Genomic DNA, 15,450 nt, shown 5'->3' on the forward strand with positions numbered 1-15,450 from the left:
CCTCCTCAGAGTGCGCCGGGACGACCGGCGGTGTCGGGGGTGGGTCGGGCCGGGGCTTCCTCCACGGCGGTCCCCTGGTGGGTCCGGGCGGCTCCGGCCGGTTCGGGAGCGGGTTCCCCGGGCGTCCGCGTACCGGCGGATGTCCTCGTACCGTCAGCCGTCGACGTACCGGCGGATGTCCCCGTACCGTCAGCCGTCCGCGTACCGGCGGATGTCCCCGTACCGTCAGCCGTCCGCGTACCGGCGGGCGCCGGGACCGCGCCGGCCCGGACGGAGGGGGCGAACGTCACCACGGCCGCCGAGACGGCCAGCACGCACCCGGTCACCCCGAAGGCCGCGCGGCTGCCCAGAGCGGTCAGCAGGGCGCCGCCCGCGAGCGGCCCGAACGGCTGGACGACGGAGGACAGGAAGCTCGCCGCGCTCTGCACCCGGCCGAGCCGGTCCTCCGGGGTGACGACCAGCAGGGTCGAGAGGAAGCCGATGCTGGCGATCGTCGACAGGCACATGCAGAGGGCGCACAACAGGCCGGCCATCAGGGGGCTGCTGAGCCAGGCCAGCGCGGCGGCCGTCCCGACACAGCTCCAGCAGGTGATGACGATGAGCGTCCGGACGTGACGGTCGGGTGCGAGCCGGGGCGCGAGCAGCGCGCCGACGAGGGCGCCCGCCGAGACACAGGTGATGACGAAGCCCCCGCCGAGGCCGGAGCGCCCGCCCCCGGAGAAGACGGCGAGCGCGGTGAAGGTGAGGGCGCCGAACGCGAAGTTCATGCCCAGGCCGAAGACGAGCAGCACCGTGCGCAGGTAGGGCAGTTGCCACAGGAAGGTGAGACCTGCGGTGAGTTCCCGGCGGCTGAACACCGAACCGGCCTTGGTCCTGGCCTCCGAGCGGGTCCGCACGAGGGCGACGCAGACCGTCGAGAGGAACAGCCCGAGGAACTGGGCGGTGAAGGGCAGGGCTTCGTGCACGCCGAACAACGCACCACCGACGAGCGGGCCGACCAGCCGGACGGTGGAGGTGCGCGCCTGGAGGCGTGCGGTCGCCGTGCCCATCTGGTCCGGCGGCACGACCGCGCGCATCAGACCGAACGCGGCGGGGGCGTAGACGCTGTTCAGCACGGCGCCGGCGGTCGCGACCAGCAGGACGAGCGCCATCGGGGCGCTCCCGTTCCACACGGCGACGGTCAGGGCGGTGACCGCGGCCAGGCTCCCCACGTCGCACAGCCGCATCAGGCGGCGGCGTTCGACCCGGTCGGCCATGACCCCGCCCGGCAGCATCGTGATCAGCACGGCGCAGACGGACACCGTCCCCACGAGGCCGGCCTGCACGGCGGAGCCGGTCTCCCTGAGGATGAGCAGGGGCAGTGCGAGGGCGCCCATCTGGCTGCCCAGAACGGCGAAGAGGCCGCTCATCCAGAGCAGCCGGAAATCCCGGTTGGAGCGGAGCGACGTGGCCATCGGAGGGCTCCCGGAGATCGTCGGGCAGGGCGGTGTGAGAGACGTGCGTGCGCTGTGCGGACGCGGGTCACGTGGCGGGAAGGGGCCGGACCCCCGGCGGGGCAGGGCGGGGCGGGTGCCGCGGCGGAACCGACCGGACCCGCGGCAGGGCTGGGCGGAAGCCGCGACAGCACGGGCGGACCCGCGACAGGGCAGAAGCCGCGAGAGAACGGGCCGGACCCGCGGCAGGGCGGGGCAGAAGCCGCGACAGCGCGGGCGGACCCGCGACAGGGCAGAAGCCGCGGGAGAACGGGCAGGACCCGCGGCAGGGCGGGGCGGAAGCCGCGACAGCACGGGCCGGACCTGCGGCGGGGCGGCTCCCGTGGTCACGGAGCCGCCCCGTACCGTCTGTCCGCCGTCCGGGCGCCGCGGCGGCGAGGCGTCGGCCTCGTCCGCCGCGGCGCACGGCCCGGTGGGATCAGAGCGGCTGCGTCTCGACGACGCTCAGGACGCTGATGCAGTTGCCGTCGGTCTGGTCGCCGCCCTGGACGGACGTCTCCTGGAGGTCCAGCACGGAGTGCGCCTCGACCTCGGGGGTCTCGTCGGCGGTGGGCTTGGTGTTCTCGGACATGGCGATCTCCATCCACTCGTCACTGCGATGACAGGAAGCTGCGGGACGACCGGAACCCCCGGAGGGAGCTGCCCCTGGGCGTCCGGCGCGGGGATCAGTTCTCGACGACGCTCAGCACGCTGATGCAGTTGCCGGGGGGCGCGATGATGTCGCGGTCGGCGTTGACGGCCGTCTCCTGGAGGTCCAGCACGGAGTGCGCCTCGACCTCGGGGGTCTCGTTGGTGTCGTCGGCGGCGGGCTTGGTGTTCTCGGACATGGCGGTCTCCATCCACTCGTCACTGCGGGTCCGGGTCCGTGGGGCGCGCCCCTCGGTGTCCGGTGCGGCCGGCCGGTGCCTGCCGTTGCCGAGAAAGTTAGGAAGCCGGGCCTGGCGATCGCTTCGGCGGCGGTATGGCGTCGGTATCGGGCCAGTTCGGAGGGAGGGAAGCACTGCTTTCCGGCCTCGCCGACGGCCCCCGCACCCGCCCCCACCTGGGCCCATACCGCCGCCGAAGCCCCACCGGACCGTCCGTGAACCGGTGACGCGCAGCCTGGGTACGCACCCGACGCGCCCCGGCCCAGAAGGAGGCGGCCCGCATGGAACTCGCCGAACTCGTCTCACGGCGGCCCTACCCGGCCGCCGGTCTGCTCCTCGGCCTCACCCGGCGCTGCCCCCTGCGCTGCGCGCACTGCTCGACCGGGTCGGACCTGTTCGCCCGGGAAGAGCCGGACGCCGGTCAACTGGAGCGCTTCGTCGGCTCGTTCAACGAGGAGAACCGGCCCGACGTCGTGATGCTCACCGGCGGGGAGCCGCTGCTGCTGCCCGCGCTCGCCGAACGGCTGAGCGTGCTGGCGCACCGCGCCGGGTCCCGTACCGCGCTGCTCAGCGGCATGTTCTTCGCCCGGTCCGGGAACACGCGGCCGGACGGCAACCGGCCGGGGAGCCACCGGGGCCGTGGGGACGGCGGGACCGGCCGGACCGGCCGGGGCGGGAAGGCGATTCCCCCCGCGATCCTGCGCGCGATCCGGTCCGTCGACCATTTCTCGGCCTCCCTCGACGTCCACCACGAGCGGGAGGTCCCGCGCGCCGACGTGTTCCGGGCCCTGCACCGGATCCGGGACGAGGGCGTGGCCGTGAGCTTCCACCTCACCGGGACCGGGGCGTCCGACCCGTATCTCGCCGACATCACCCGGGCGGTGGAGAAGGAGTTCGGCGGCCGGGTCCCCTGTCTGGTCAACGAGGTGCGGCCGTTCGGCCGGGCGGCCTCCTGGGCGAGGCCCGCCCGGATCGGCCCCGACCCGGCGGTGGCGTCGCCGTGCTCGATGGCCGCCTGGCCCGTGGTCGCCTTCGACGGCCGCGTGCTGGCCTGCTGCAACCAGGACACCGTCGACCAGCGGCCCGTCCCGGCCCATCTGGACCTCGGGCACATCGGCGTCGACGACTGGGCGACCGTGCGCCACCGGGCGCTGGAGTCCCCGGTGCTGCGCATGCTCCGCGCGGTGGGGCCCGCGCATCTGGCCGCCCGGTACGGCTCCGGCCCCCCGGCGGGCTCCTACTGCGACGGCTGCCGGGCTCTGGGCGGCGACGAGGCGGCGGCGGCCGGAGCCCTTGCGGTGGCGGGCGGGGCGGCCGGAGCGCTGCTGGACCTGACGGCCGCGGTGCGCGGCGCCCGGGAGGGTGCGCAGGGTGTCGTGCGCCGCCACGGCTGCGCGGAGTACGCACCGCTGGTCGTCGCGGGCGGGTCTCCGGCGCCGGAGACCGACGCCCCGGATGTCCGATGAGCGCGGTGGCCGGCGGCACGCGGCTCGGGCGCGCGGGGGCCTCCGCACGCCTCCGGGTCAAACTCCGCCTCCTGGAGCCGGAGTTCCGGGCGGCGACGCATCATATGTGGCGGTCCGATGGGCTGTTGCCGCGCTACCGGACGTATCTGTGCACCATGCACGCCGTCATCCGCGCCTCCGTCCCGCTGATGGAGCTGGCCCTCGGCCGGGCTCGCGCCCGGGCCGCGTCCGGCGATCCGCTGGCGGCACCGCTCGCCGCGTACCTGGAGAAGCACATCCGGGAGGAGGAGGGCCATGACGCCTGGCTGCTGGAGGACCTCCGGGCGGCGGGCGGCGCACCCGAGGACGCGCTGGGTCCGCTGCCCCCTCCCCTGGTCGCCTCGCTCGTCGGGTCCCAGCACTACTGGATCGAGCACCACCACCCGGTCGCCCTGCTCGGCTACATCGCCGTGCTGGAGGGCTACGCGCCGGCCCCCGGCCTCACCGGCCGCATCGCCCGGCTGACCGGGCTGCCCGCCGCCGCGCTGCGGACCGTGCGGGAGCACTCGGTGCTCGACACGGAGCACCTGGACGAGCTGTACGCGCTGCTGGACCGGCTGCCGCTCGGCCGGGGGCCCGAAGCGGCCGTGGCGGTCAGCGCACTGCACTCCCTCGACGCGCTCACCCAGCTGTTCGTCCGGCTCGGGCGCTCCGCACCGGCGCCGTCGCTGCGGGGAGCCGGACCTGTCCCACCGATGGGAGCCACACCATGACCGGACCACCCCAGGACGAGGAACGGCCCGCGCTGCCCGACGCGTTGTACGAGGCGGGCTTCCCCGTGGACCTGCTCACCGAGGAACAGCGCGAGGTCCTGAGCGGACTGACCCCGCAGGAACTGGACGTGCTGCTGGACATCAGGAGGCGGCTGGACGCCGTGGGGCCGGAGGTCCAGGCACACGGCGAGATCGCCGGCGGAGCGCTGTTCTGACCGGAGACCGATCAGCGGTACGGGCCCGGCTCCGGCGACGGACCGGGCCCGTACCCGCCCGGGGCCGCAACGTCACGACGTCCCGGCAGCGTCGCCCGCCCCGTTCGCCCGATCGCACGCGCCTTGTGCGCACGACCACCGGCCGCACCACCGTTGACCGCACGGCCGTTGACCGCATGACCGTTGACCGCGCCACCGTTGACCGCACGGCCCCCGGGAGAGAAGGACCGCCATGAACTGCCCCTCGTGCCAGCAGGATCTGCCGCCGACGGCCCGGTTCTGTTCGTCCTGCGGGACGCCGTGCGCGACCGCCGCCGCCACCGGGACCGGACCGGCCCCCGCCGCGCCGCACGGTGACGAACGCAAGCCGGTGACCGTGCTGTTCTGCGATCTCGTCGGGTCCACCGCGCTGTCCGGGGTGCTCGACCCGGAGACGCTGCGCACGGTGACCCTGCGGTACTTCGAGGCGATGAGTGCGGAGATCGTGGCGCGGGGCGGGACCCCGGAGAAGTTCATCGGGGACGCGGTGATGGCGGTGTTCGGCGTACCGGTGGTCCGTGAGGACGACGCCCGCCGGGCGCTGGCGGCGGCGCTCGGGATGCGCCGGGCGCTGGCCCGGCTGAACGAGGAGCTGGAGGCCACCCTGGGCATCGAACTGGCCACCCGGATCGGCGTCAACACCGGTCAGGTGGTGGCGGGTTCGGACACGGACGCACGGCAGGCCCTGGTCTCAGGGGAGACCGTCAACATCGCCGCCCGGCTGGAGCAGAACGCGGGCAGCGGCGAGATCCTCATCGGCCCGGGGACCCTGCTCGCCGCCGGCCCGACGGTGAGCGCCGAGCCCACCGGGCCGCTGCGGCTGAAGGGCAAGCGGGACAGCGTGGAGGCCTATCGGCTGCTGGCGCTGGGCGCGGACGACCCCGAGCTGCTGCGCCGCTTCGACGTCCCCTTCGTCGGCCGCGACGCCGAGCGGCAGGCGCTGGACACCGCCCTGGAACGGGCCGCGCACGGCGGCGGGGCCGGACCTCTGCGGGTCACCGGGGAGGCGGGCATCGGCAAGACCCGGCTGGTCCGGGAGTGGCTGGCGCGGCGGTCGGCGTCCGGAGTGCTCGCGTACGGCGCGGGGCGGTGCCGCAGTTACGGGGACCACGGCACCCTCGCCCCGCTGGCCGACGCGGTACGTTCGCTGGTGGCGGCCGGGCTCACGCCCGAGCCCCCGCCCGGGCCAGGTCCCGGGCCCGCGCCCCGCCCCGCGGACGACGCGAAGGACGCGGCGGGCGGGCTGGCGGTCGACGACGCGATGGCCCTGCTGTCCGGGGGCCTGCTGCGCGACGGCACGCCGAACGCGCCCTTCGAGGACATGTGCGCGGCTCTGACGGCGGTCCTGGAGCGGGCCGCCCGGGCCCGCCCGGTCGTCCTGGTGCTGGACGACTGGCACGCGGCGGCCCCACTGCTGGTCCGCACGGTGCACCGGCTGACGGACGGGCCGGGGTGCGCGGGGGTGCTGGTGCTCTGCGCCGGGCGGCCCGACGGGCCGGACGGCGCGGAGGGTGCGGACGGGCCGGACGAGGGGGGCGGGCTTCCCACCGGTGCGGGGCGCCTCCAGCTCACCGGACTGCCGCCCGAGGAGGCGGCGCGGCTCGCCGCCGGTCTCGCCGGTCCGGGCGGCGGGCCCGCCCCGGTGGACGACCGGCTCCTCGCCCGGGCCGGGGGCAATCCGCTCTACCTGGAACAGCTCCTGGTCGGCGACCGGCCGGACCCGGCGGTCGCCTCCCGCCCGGGGGAACCGGCCGCCGAGGAGGACCTGCCGCCCACGCTCCAGGCCCTGCTGGGCGCGCGCATCGGGGCCCTGGCCAGGGCGGAGCGCGGGGTGGTGGACCTGGCCGCGGTGATCGGGCGTGAGTTCACCGCCCCGGAACTGGTCCGGCTGGAGCTGTCCGTGCGGGCCGGGGAGGGCCACGAGGCCGGGCAGCCGGCCGGGGCGACCGGTGCGGCCCCCGAGCACCGGCGACGCGTCGAGGAGGTGCTGGCGGTGCTGGGCCGGCGCCGTCTGGTGGAGTCGGGGCCGCCGGGGGGCCGGGAGGCGGCGGCGTACCGGTTCAGCAGCGGACTGGTGCACGAGGTCGCCTACGCCTCGCTGTCCAAGCGGGCCAAGGCGGAACGCCATGCCTGGGCGGCGGAGCTGCCCAGCGTGCTGCGGAGCGGCGACGGCGCGGTCGGCGGCCACCTGGAGCGTGCCTACCGCTACCGCGCGGAGCTGGGCCTGCTGGACGACCGGGCCCGGCGGCTGCGCGAGCGGGCCGCCGCCGCGCTGGGCCGGGCCGGGGCGCAGGCCGCCGCCCGGTCCGACCTGCACTGGGCGCACGGTCTGCTGGAACGGGCGGTGGACCTGTGCCCCGGGGACCCGGCGGCGACGCGGCGGCTCGGCGAGGTACGGGTGGCGCTGGGCCGCACCGGGGAGGGGGCCGAACTGCTCCGCCGGGTAAGGGACTCGGGGTCCGACGCGGTGGAGGCCGCGCATGCCCGTCTCGCGCTGGCGGTGCTGGATCCGGGCGGTCCGGGCCCCGGCCCCGCCGCCGTGGCCCGTGCCGTGCTCCCGGTCTTCGAGGCGGCCGGGGACTCGGCCGGCCGGGCGCGGGCCCATCTGCGGCTCGCCCAGCAGTTCCAGCGGTCCGGGCGGCACGAGGAGGCGGAGCGGGACCAGGCGCGGGCCCTGGAGCACGCGGTGCTGGCGGGCGCGGAGCCGGAACGGGCCGGGGCGCTCGGCGCGATCGGTGTCTCCCTGTGGCGGGGGCCGGTTCCGGTGCCCACCGCGGTGATCCGCTGCCGGACCCTGCTCGCGGCGCACGGGGCGGGCCGGCCCACGGTGCGGGTCACCCTCAACTGCCCGCTGGCAGTGCTGTACGCGCTCCAGTACCGGCCCGACGACGCCTACCGCTGCCTGGCCGAGGCGGAACGGCTGGCCGGGAAGCTGGGGTTCGCCGAGGCGGAGGTCTTCCTTCCGGTGTTCCGGGCGACGGTGGAGGCGCTGCTCGGCAACGGCACGGAGGCTCTGGACCTGCTGGACCGGGCGGACACGGCGGCCCGGCGCACGGGGGCGGCCGGGATGCGGACGGCGGTGGCGCTGGACGCGGCCCGCCTCGACCTGGACGCGGGCCGGGAGGAGCGGGCGGCCGTCCGGCTGGCGGGTGTCGGGGACACCTCGGGGCTGAGCCGCGCGGACGCGGTGGACCTGGCGGGGCTGCGGTCCCGGCTGGCGGTGCGGGACCGCCCGGAGGAGGCGGCCGAGCGCGCGGACCGGGCGGTCCGGGCCTCGCTGCTCACGGATTCCCCGCTGGTGCAGGCGACGGCCGAGCTGGACCGGGCGCACACGCTCGCCGCCCTGGGCCGGTGGCCGGAGGCCGGGGCCTCGGCCCGGTCGGCCGGGGCGCACTTCACGGGCAAGGGGCATCTGCCGGGGGCGCGCCGGGTCGCCGGGTTCCTCACGCACCCGCCCCGGCCCATGGCCACGACGAGGGAGAGGAGCTGACCGATGACGACCACGGAGCCGGAACGGCCGCGCACGGAAACGGAACAGCCGCGTACGGAGCCCCAACGGCCGCGTACGGAGACGGCACGGCCGCGTACGGAAACGGAACGGCCGAGCACGGAGACGGCACGGCCCCTCACGCAACCGGAACGATCACAGCCGGGGCCGGGGCAGCCGGGGCCGGGACCGGGGCAGCCGTGGACGGCCCCCGGCGCACGCGGGGCCCCGGGGCAGGGGCTGACCTGGAGTCTGCGCGGGCGCGGCCCCGATGACGTACCGGTGCTGGCGGACGCCGGACCGCCGGGCGGACGCCCCGCCGGGCCCGCCACCGGGCGCGGCGTACGCGTGTGCGTGGTGGATTCGGGCGTGGAGCGGGACCATCCGCTGATCGGCCCGCTGGCCGGTTCCTGGGTGGTCGTCAAGGACGGGGAGAGCGGGGAGATCACGGTCGAGCCGACGACCACCGGAGACACCTGCGGGCACGGCACCGCGTGCGCGGGCATCGTCCGCCGGACCGCCCCGGAGTGCGAGATCCACAGTGTGCGGGTGCTCGGGGAGCGGTTCTCCGGCACCGGGGACGTCCTGATGGCCGGGCTGCGCTGGGCGGTGGAGCAGCGCTTCGACGTGGTCAACCTCAGCCTGTCGACCACCCGCACACGGTTCGCGCAGGAGCTGCACAACCTGGCCGACAGCGCCTACTTCGCCCGTACGGTGATCGTCGCCTCGGCCCACAACACCCCGGTGGAGAGCTTCCCCTGGCGGTTCGCCTCGGTGATCTCGGTGGGCAGCCACCAGGAGGACGACCCCGAACTGCACCTGTACAACCCGGACCCCCCGGTGGAGTTCTTCGGTCCTGGCCAGAACGTGACCGTGCCGTGGCTGGGCGGCCGGACGATCCGCACCACGGGGAACAGCTTCGCCACGCCGTACGTCGCCGGGCTCTGCGCCCGCGTCCTGTCCGCGCATCCGCGGATGACGGCCTTCCAGCTCAAGAACGCCCTCTATCTGTCCGCGGCCAATGTGCGCCACGCGCCGCGTCCTTCCACTGCGGCAGGAGATATCCGTGATGACTCCGAGAACTGATTCCGCCCCCTCCTCCTCCCTCTCCCCCACCGCCGCCGCGGTCGCCGACGCGCCGCGCAGCGAGCTGCTCCAGTCGGTCGTCGACGTGGCCCGCGCCATCTTCGGGGCGGAGGCCAGTTCGGTGTTCCTGCTCGACGAGGAGGCGGACGAGCTGGTCTTCCAGGCCGTGTCCGGGCAGGGCGAGGAGTTCCTCGTGGGCCGCCGGTTCCCGGCCGGCCGCGGGATCGCCGGGTGGGTGGCGACCTCCGGCGAGCCGATGGTGGTGGACGACCTGAGCGCCGATCCGTCCTTCGACCGCTCGCTGGCCGAGTCGACCGCGTACGTGCCGAACGCCCTGATGGCGGCTCCGCTCATCAGCGACTCCCGGGTCCTCGGCGTGCTGGAGGTGCTGGACCCCTCCCCGCAGGCCCGGTCGGGCGTCCGGGAGCTGGACCTGCTCGCGATGTTCGCCCGACAGGCCGCCGCCGCCCTGCGGGTGATCACCCCGGAGCGGGTGCGGGAGGCCGAGCAGCGCGCATCCTCCTTCACCGGCGCGCTGGAGGGCGCGCGGCGCGAGGACGCGCTGAAGCTGCTGGGTAGCCTGGAGCGACTGCTGCGGGGCGTCGGCTGAGGAGGCCGGGGCCGGGGAGCAGCCACCGGCCCCGCGTCCGCGAGCAGCGACCGGCCCGGCGTCCGGGATCAGCGACCTGCCCCGCGTGCGGGTTCAGCGACCTGCCCCGCGTCCGGGAGTAGTGGCCTGCCCGACGGGCAGGAGCGGGGCGTCGGCACAAGGGAAGGACACGCACGATGAAGCTCGCATTCTCCACTCTCGGGGTGCCGGGAACGCCGGTCTCCGAGGTCGTCCGGCTCGCCGCCGGGAACGGCTACCGGGGGGTGGAGCTGCGCGTCCACCCCGAGGAGCCGGTCCACCTGGGCCTCTCGTCGCTGGAACGGGCCGATGTGGTCGAGGCGTTCAAGGCCGGCGGGGTGGAGATCCTGGCCCTCGCCGGGTATGTGAACGCGGCTGCCGAGGGGGACGACGAACCGGTCGTGGCGGAGCTGTCCGAGCTGGTGAGGCTCGCGCGGGACCTGGGCGCGTCCTACGTCCGGGTCTTCCCCGGCGGAGGCGACCAGGAGCAGGCGGAGGCCGACGCGACGGCCGCCCGGCGGCTCGGCGCCGCCGCACCGGCCGCCGCCGACATGGGTGTGAGCATCCTGCTGGAAACCCATGATTCGCACCGGGCGGGCCTCGACGTCGCGCGGGTCGTCGCCGCGGTCGGGCACCCCCGGGTCGGGGCGATCTGGGACGTGCTGCACACCTGGCTCGCCGGTGAGGAGCCGGCCGCCAGTCACGCGGTGCTCGCCCCGCACCTGGGGTACGTCCAGGTGAAGGACGTCGCCTCGGCGGACGACCTCACTCCGGTGGCGCTGGGCTCCGGGGTGCTTCCGCTGGCCGCCTGCCTGGACCTGCTCGGCCCGGACACGTGGGTGTGCTGGGAGTACGAGAAGCGCTGGTACCCGGGGGTGGCGGAGCTGCCGGGTCTGCTGGGCGCGGGGCGCGAGCACCTGCTGCGGCTCGGAGCGCCGAAGCAGTAGCGGCGGGGCGGTGCGAGGGCGCGGGGCCGGTGCGGAGCGGCACCTCCCGCGCCCTTTCGCGTCGGTGGGAGGCGGGTGTCCGCGCGCCCTTTCGCGTCCGTGGGAAGCGGTGTGCCCGCGCGTTTCCGCGTCCTTGGGAAGCGGTGTGCCCGCGCGTTTCCGCGTCCCTCCGTTCGCGTGCGGGTCGTGACGCGGGCGGCTCGGCCTCTTGACCGGAAGTTAGTTTCCATATAAGCGTACTCACTTGAAAGTTTCTTTCACCCCGGGAAGGAGCTCACGTGCCCCACCGCACCTCAAGACGCACCCTCCTCACCGCCACCGCGGCCGCCACGGCGGCGGCGGCCACCGGCGCGCTCGCCGTCCCCTCCGCCGCATCCGCACCCTCCACGAACGCGAACGCCTCCAGCGACCGCCGGCTGCGACGGATCATCGCCGGGATGAGCCTGGAGGAGAAGGTCGGCCAGCTCTTCGTGATGCGGGTCTACGGGCATTCCGCCACCGACCCCGATCAGGCCGACATCGACGCGAACCTCAAGGAGATCGGGGTCCGCACCGCCGCCGAACTGATCTCCACGTACCACGTCGGCGGGATCATCTACTTCACCTGGGCGCACAACACCCGCGACCCGCAGCAGATCGCCGAACTCTCCAACGGCCTCCAGCGCGCGGCCCTCGCCGGGCGCTCCCGGCTGCCGCTGCTCGTCTCCACCGACCAGGAGCACGGCATCGTCTGCCGGGTCGGCGAACCCGCCACCCTGCTTCCGGGCGCGATGGCCCTGGGCGCGGGCGGCTCACGCTCCGACACCCGCCGGGCGGCCTGGATCGCGGGAGCCGAACTGGCCGCGCTCGGCATCAACCAGAACTACGCGCCGGACGCCGACGTCAACGTCAACCCGGCCAACCCGGTCATCGGCGTACGCTCCTTCGGCTCCGACCCCGACGCGGTGGCCGCCCTGGTCGCGGAGCAGGTGAAGGGCTACCAGGGCGCGGGCATCGCGTCGACCGCCAAGCACTTCCCCGGCCACGGCGACACCAGCACCGACAGCCACACCGGGCTGCCCGTCATCAACCACACCCGCGCGCAGTGGGAGGAGCTGGACGCCCCGCCGTTCCGCGCCGCGATCCGGGCCCGTATCGACTCGATCATGACCGCGCACATCGTGGTCCCCGCCCTCGACCCGTCCGAGGACCCGGCCACGCTCTCCCGGCCGATCCTCACCGGCATCCTCCGCGAGGAGCTGGGCTACGACGGGGTGGTGGTCACCGACTCGCTCGGCATGGAGGGGGTGCGCACGAAGTACGGCGACGACCGCGTGCCGGTCCTCGCGCTGCTGGCGGGCGTGGACCAGCTGCTGAACCCGCCGAACCTCTCCGTCGCCTGGAACGCCGTGCTGGATGCGGTGCGGGGCGGCGAGATCAGCGAGGCGCGCGTCGATGAATCGATCCTGCGGATCCTGCGGCTGAAGAGCCGGCTGGGCCTGTTCCGGGACCCGTTCGTCAGCCGGCGGGGCGTCGAGCGCACGGTCGGCAGCCGCACCCACCGGGCCGCCGCCGACCGGATCGCCGAGCGCACGACGACCCTTCTCGCCGACCCGGGCACGCTGCTGCCGCTCACCCGCCGCAGCCACCGCGACCTGCTGGTGGTGGGAGCCGATCCGGCCTCCCCCTCCGGGACGACGGGCCCGCCGACCAGCACGCTGAGGGACGCCTTCGCCGAACTGGGCTTCAACGCGCGGTCGTTGTCCACCGGTACGGCTCCGAGCCAGGCGAAGATCGCCGAGGCGGTCGCCGCCGCCGAGGGCCGGGACGTGGTGGTCGTGGCGACGTACAACGTCACGGCGACCAGCTCGCAGCGCACCCTGGTCACGGCCCTCGTCGCGACCGGCGTCCCGGTGGTCACCGTCGCCGTCCGCAACCCCTACGACGTCGCCCACCTCACCGGGACCAAAGTCGCCGCGAGCCTCGCCGCGTACTCCTGGACCGACGTCGAACTGCGCGCCGCCGCCCGGGTGATCGCGGGCCGGGCCGCCCCGGAGGGCACCCTCCCGGTCCCGGTGCAGCGCGCGGACGATCCGACGCGGGTGCTGTATCCGGTGGGCCACGGGCTGTCCTACGACAGGGTGTAGCCCGACAACCCCCGCGCACCTGGCGCGGCCCGCTCCGGCGGGCCGCGCCGGCGGGCCGCGCCGGGGGTACGGGGCTGCGCCCGCCGGTCGCCGGGGGGATGACCGAAGGGCGCAGCCCACGCGGGGCACCGCCGGGAGAGCCGCGAGGGGGCCGCTACGGGCGCAGCGTGGCCTCGTCGCGCTCGATCTCGCCGTTGCGCTTGTCCAGCTTCTTGTCGAACTTCGCCAGCGGCTTCGCCTTCGCCGGGTCGGCCTCGACGGCCGCCGGGGCGACGCCCGCCCAGCGCAGGATCGCGGCGGTGGCCTTCGCCTTCTCCTCGGCGGGGAGGCCGGAGACCTTCGCGCCGTGGTTGCCGCCGGGGACGGTGTAGACGTAGCTGTCCTTCGCGCCGCGTCCGAGGCGGAACGGCTCCGCGCTCCACGGGTCGTTCTCCCCGTTGACGTACATCATCTGCCGGGCGTTGCGCTTGACCCAGCGGTCGATGTCCCGCATCGCGCCCCGGTCGAACGTCATGGGGATGGAGCGGGGCACGAAGTTGCGCGGGGGCTGGTAGCCGTAGCGGCTCAGCTTGCTGAGCCAGGGCTGCTTGATGTCCGGCGACCCGAGCTGGGTGCCCGCCTGGTAGTAGTACGGGGTGTACCGCTCCAGGCCCTGGTCGACATAGGCGGAGAAGCCGGAGATGGAGTCGACCGAGTTCCAGATGACGTCGTCGCTGGCGTCCTCGGCGTCGGCCGGGAGGTCCGCGCAGTCGGCGAGCAGGCTGTACTGCCAGAACGCCCACCCGTAGTCCATGACCGTGGCCTCGTAGGCCCGGTCGAGGGAGCCGACGGTGTTGAAGGTCCAGCCCTGCGCCGCGGCCAGCTCCTTGTACTTCTTCTGGAGCGGGGCCCGGCGGATCAGCGCCTCGCGCTGCACGTCGGCCAGCTTGTCGCGGCACTCCTCGGTGCCGACGTTGCGGAAGAACCGGTCGTACGCCGAGTCCTCGTTGTTCACCACGTCGTTGGGCGCGACGTAGGCGACGACGCCGTCCATGTCCTTCGGGTAGAAGCGCTCGAAGTACGTGGCGGTCATGCCGCCCTTGGACCCGCCGGTGGCCAGCCACTTCTTGTCGTAGATCTTCTTCAGCGCCGTGAACACCCGGTGCTGGTCGCTGGCGGCCTGCCAGATGTCCAGCTTGGACCAGTCGGCCGGGGCCGGCCGGGACGGGGTGAAGTAGCGGTACTCCAGGGAGACCTGGTTGCCGTCGATGATCTGCGTCGGCTCGCTGCGGCTGGGGTTCGTGGAGACGTTGTAGCCGCTGGTGAAGAAGACCGTCGGGCGGCTCACGTCCTTGTGCAGCAGCGTCAGACGCTGCTGGAACGTGCCCTTGGACGGGCGCCGGTGGTCGACCGGCTGGGTGTAGTTGAGGACGAAGTAGCGGTAGCCAGCGTAAGGCTTCTCCTCGATCAGACTCATGCCCGGGATGGCCAGGATGCGGTCCTTGATGTCCTCGTTGCTCGCTTCGCCGCCCTTGGCAGCGCCGCTGCTCCGCTTCGCGGCCGGCTCAGCGGCGGTGGCCGCACCGGCCGAGGCCCCCGTGACTCCTACCGTGCCTATGAGCACGGCGAGCGAGAGAACCCCTGTGAGTGACTTGCGCATGCACGCTCCCCTTGGTTCACAACAGTCGCCGTGAACTTATCGGGGCAACACACGCCACGCCAGACCTGGTTGTCCGTGTCAGTGGAGAAGTCGGCGCAGAAGGGGAGGAGTCGGCGGAAAGGTCAGCAGAGAATCCATCCGGTGGAGGCGGATTTCCCGCCGATCGCGCCGGAGGCCCGTACGCACCGGTTGAGTGCGCTGACGGTGACCGGACCGGCCATCTTCGTGTACGCGCCCTTGTCGGAGACGGCGCGTCCGCCGCGCGCCTGGAGCGTGACGCTCATCGTCCGCCGCTTGCCGGGCTTCTTCGCGACGGTCACCGCGCAGACCTGGGCGCGGCTCTTGTAGACGCGCACTTCTCCCGTGGAGAACCCGACGGTCTTCGCCGGGCGGCCGGAGCAGCCGGAGGCGGCCCGCGCGACGCCGGGGGCGCCGAGCAGGGGCACGAGTCCGGCCAGCAGGAGCAGAACGAGGAGGCGGGCCAGCAACGGCCGTCCCCCCGGCCCCGGCCTCGTGAGACCGGCCTGCCCAGCCGGTCCCGCTGCCTCCGCCGGTCCGGCCGGTCCCGCCGGTCCCGTCTGCCTCATGGGTCTCACCGGCCCCGCGGTTCTGCCGAACACCTTCACCCCCACCTGACATCTGTACGCACCCGTGCGTCCCTGGCTACGACGCAGCAGACCCGTGGGAGGTTGCACCGCCGGACCCG

Annotated in this window: 13 protein-coding genes; 8 read left to right on the forward strand and 5 right to left on the reverse strand. The window is 74.6% G+C overall.

Features of this window, described 5'->3' with window-relative positions; translation table 11 throughout:
- Positions 1 to 5: 5 nt before the first annotated feature.
- The 3 genes from PSQ21_RS10515 to PSQ21_RS10525 form a co-directional block, all read right to left on the reverse strand.
- Entirely contained in the window at positions 6 to 1,454 is a 1,449-nt protein-coding gene (locus PSQ21_RS10515; protein ID WP_274030199.1) for an MFS transporter, read from the reverse strand.
- 457 nt (positions 1,455 to 1,911) lie between these two features.
- A complete protein-coding gene (locus PSQ21_RS10520; protein WP_274030200.1) occupies positions 1,912 to 2,064 on the reverse strand; it encodes a hypothetical protein in 153 nt (50 codons plus the stop codon).
- Positions 2,065 to 2,158: 94 nt separating this feature from the next.
- Positions 2,159 to 2,320: a hypothetical protein gene (locus tag PSQ21_RS10525; RefSeq protein WP_179892522.1), complete on the reverse strand. Its 162-nt coding sequence runs from the start codon at positions 2,318 to 2,320 to the stop codon at positions 2,159 to 2,161.
- 320 nt (positions 2,321 to 2,640) lie between these two features.
- Between PSQ21_RS10525 and PSQ21_RS10530 the strand changes: the two genes are divergently transcribed.
- The 8 genes from PSQ21_RS10530 (at position 2,641) to PSQ21_RS10565 (ending at position 13,105) form a co-directional block, all read left to right on the forward strand.
- Entirely contained in the window at positions 2,641 to 3,825 is a 1,185-nt protein-coding gene (locus tag PSQ21_RS10530) for a radical SAM protein (RefSeq protein ID WP_274030201.1), read from the forward strand.
- Complete coding sequence (locus PSQ21_RS10535) at positions 3,822 to 4,577, forward strand: iron-containing redox enzyme family protein (protein WP_274030202.1); 756 nt, start codon at positions 3,822 to 3,824, stop codon at positions 4,575 to 4,577. Before PSQ21_RS10530 ends, PSQ21_RS10535 begins: the two co-directional genes overlap by 4 nt.
- Positions 4,574 to 4,792, forward strand: coding sequence for an aroma-sacti cluster domain-containing protein (locus PSQ21_RS10540; protein WP_274030203.1), 219 nt, complete (start codon positions 4,574 to 4,576; stop codon positions 4,790 to 4,792). Before PSQ21_RS10535 ends, PSQ21_RS10540 begins: the two co-directional genes overlap by 4 nt.
- 232 nt (positions 4,793 to 5,024) lie before the next feature.
- Complete coding sequence (locus PSQ21_RS10545) at positions 5,025 to 8,321, forward strand: adenylate/guanylate cyclase domain-containing protein (RefSeq protein ID WP_274030204.1); 3,297 nt, start codon at positions 5,025 to 5,027, stop codon at positions 8,319 to 8,321.
- Positions 8,322 to 8,558: 237 nt separating this feature from the next.
- Positions 8,559 to 9,404, forward strand: coding sequence for a S8 family peptidase (locus PSQ21_RS10550; protein WP_274035703.1), 846 nt, complete (start codon positions 8,559 to 8,561; stop codon positions 9,402 to 9,404).
- Positions 9,388 to 10,014, forward strand: coding sequence for a GAF domain-containing protein (locus tag PSQ21_RS10555; RefSeq protein WP_274030205.1), 627 nt, complete (start codon positions 9,388 to 9,390; stop codon positions 10,012 to 10,014). The genes PSQ21_RS10550 and PSQ21_RS10555 overlap by 17 nt, the downstream gene beginning before the upstream one ends.
- A 176-nt stretch (positions 10,015 to 10,190) precedes the next feature.
- A complete protein-coding gene (locus tag PSQ21_RS10560; RefSeq protein WP_274030206.1) occupies positions 10,191 to 10,979 on the forward strand; it encodes a sugar phosphate isomerase/epimerase family protein in 789 nt (262 codons plus the stop codon).
- Positions 10,980 to 11,257: 278 nt separating this feature from the next.
- The gene (locus tag PSQ21_RS10565) at positions 11,258 to 13,105 is read left to right on the forward strand and encodes a glycoside hydrolase family 3 protein (RefSeq protein WP_274030207.1); all 1,848 of its coding nucleotides are present in this window, start codon (positions 11,258 to 11,260) and stop codon (positions 13,103 to 13,105) included.
- A 154-nt stretch (positions 13,106 to 13,259) separates the two neighbouring features.
- Here the strand turns inward: PSQ21_RS10565 and PSQ21_RS10570 are convergent, their stop codons facing one another.
- Positions 13,260 to 14,744: a S28 family serine protease gene (locus tag PSQ21_RS10570; RefSeq protein ID WP_274030208.1), complete on the reverse strand. Its 1,485-nt coding sequence runs from the start codon at positions 14,742 to 14,744 to the stop codon at positions 13,260 to 13,262.
- 122 nt (positions 14,745 to 14,866) lie between these two features.
- Positions 14,867 to 15,232 carry a hypothetical protein gene (locus tag PSQ21_RS10575; RefSeq protein ID WP_397991865.1) on the reverse strand — a complete coding sequence of 122 codons (366 nt, stop codon included), beginning with the start codon at positions 15,230 to 15,232 and terminating at the stop codon, positions 14,867 to 14,869.
- Positions 15,233 to 15,450 lie beyond the last annotated feature (218 nt).

The sequence above is a fragment of the Streptomyces sp. MMBL 11-1 genome (assembly GCF_028622875.1).
Classification (GTDB): Bacteria; Actinomycetota; Actinomycetes; order Streptomycetales; family Streptomycetaceae; genus Streptomyces.

Bases quoted from the DNA above. Each gene is read 5' to 3' on its own strand.
- PSQ21_RS10540 (WP_274030203.1), top strand. From the start codon at position 4,574: ATGACCGGACCACCCCAGGACGAGGAACGGCCCGCGCTGCCCGACGCG.
- PSQ21_RS10515 (WP_274030199.1), bottom strand. From the start codon at position 1,454: ATGGCCACGTCGCTCCGCTCCAACCGGGATTTCCGGCTGCTCTGGATG.
- PSQ21_RS10545 (WP_274030204.1), top strand. From the start codon at position 5,025: ATGAACTGCCCCTCGTGCCAGCAGGATCTGCCGCCGACGGCCCGGTTC.
- PSQ21_RS10530 (WP_274030201.1), top strand. From the start codon at position 2,641: ATGGAACTCGCCGAACTCGTCTCACGGCGGCCCTACCCGGCCGCCGGT.
- PSQ21_RS10525 (WP_179892522.1), bottom strand. From the start codon at position 2,320: ATGTCCGAGAACACCAAGCCCGCCGCCGACGACACCAACGAGACCCCC.
- PSQ21_RS10520 (WP_274030200.1), bottom strand. From the start codon at position 2,064: ATGTCCGAGAACACCAAGCCCACCGCCGACGAGACCCCCGAGGTCGAG.
- PSQ21_RS10570 (WP_274030208.1), bottom strand. From the start codon at position 14,744: ATGCGCAAGTCACTCACAGGGGTTCTCTCGCTCGCCGTGCTCATAGGC.
- PSQ21_RS10555 (WP_274030205.1), top strand. From the start codon at position 9,388: ATGACTCCGAGAACTGATTCCGCCCCCTCCTCCTCCCTCTCCCCCACC.
- PSQ21_RS10535 (WP_274030202.1), top strand. From the start codon at position 3,822: ATGAGCGCGGTGGCCGGCGGCACGCGGCTCGGGCGCGCGGGGGCCTCC.
- PSQ21_RS10560 (WP_274030206.1), top strand. From the start codon at position 10,191: ATGAAGCTCGCATTCTCCACTCTCGGGGTGCCGGGAACGCCGGTCTCC.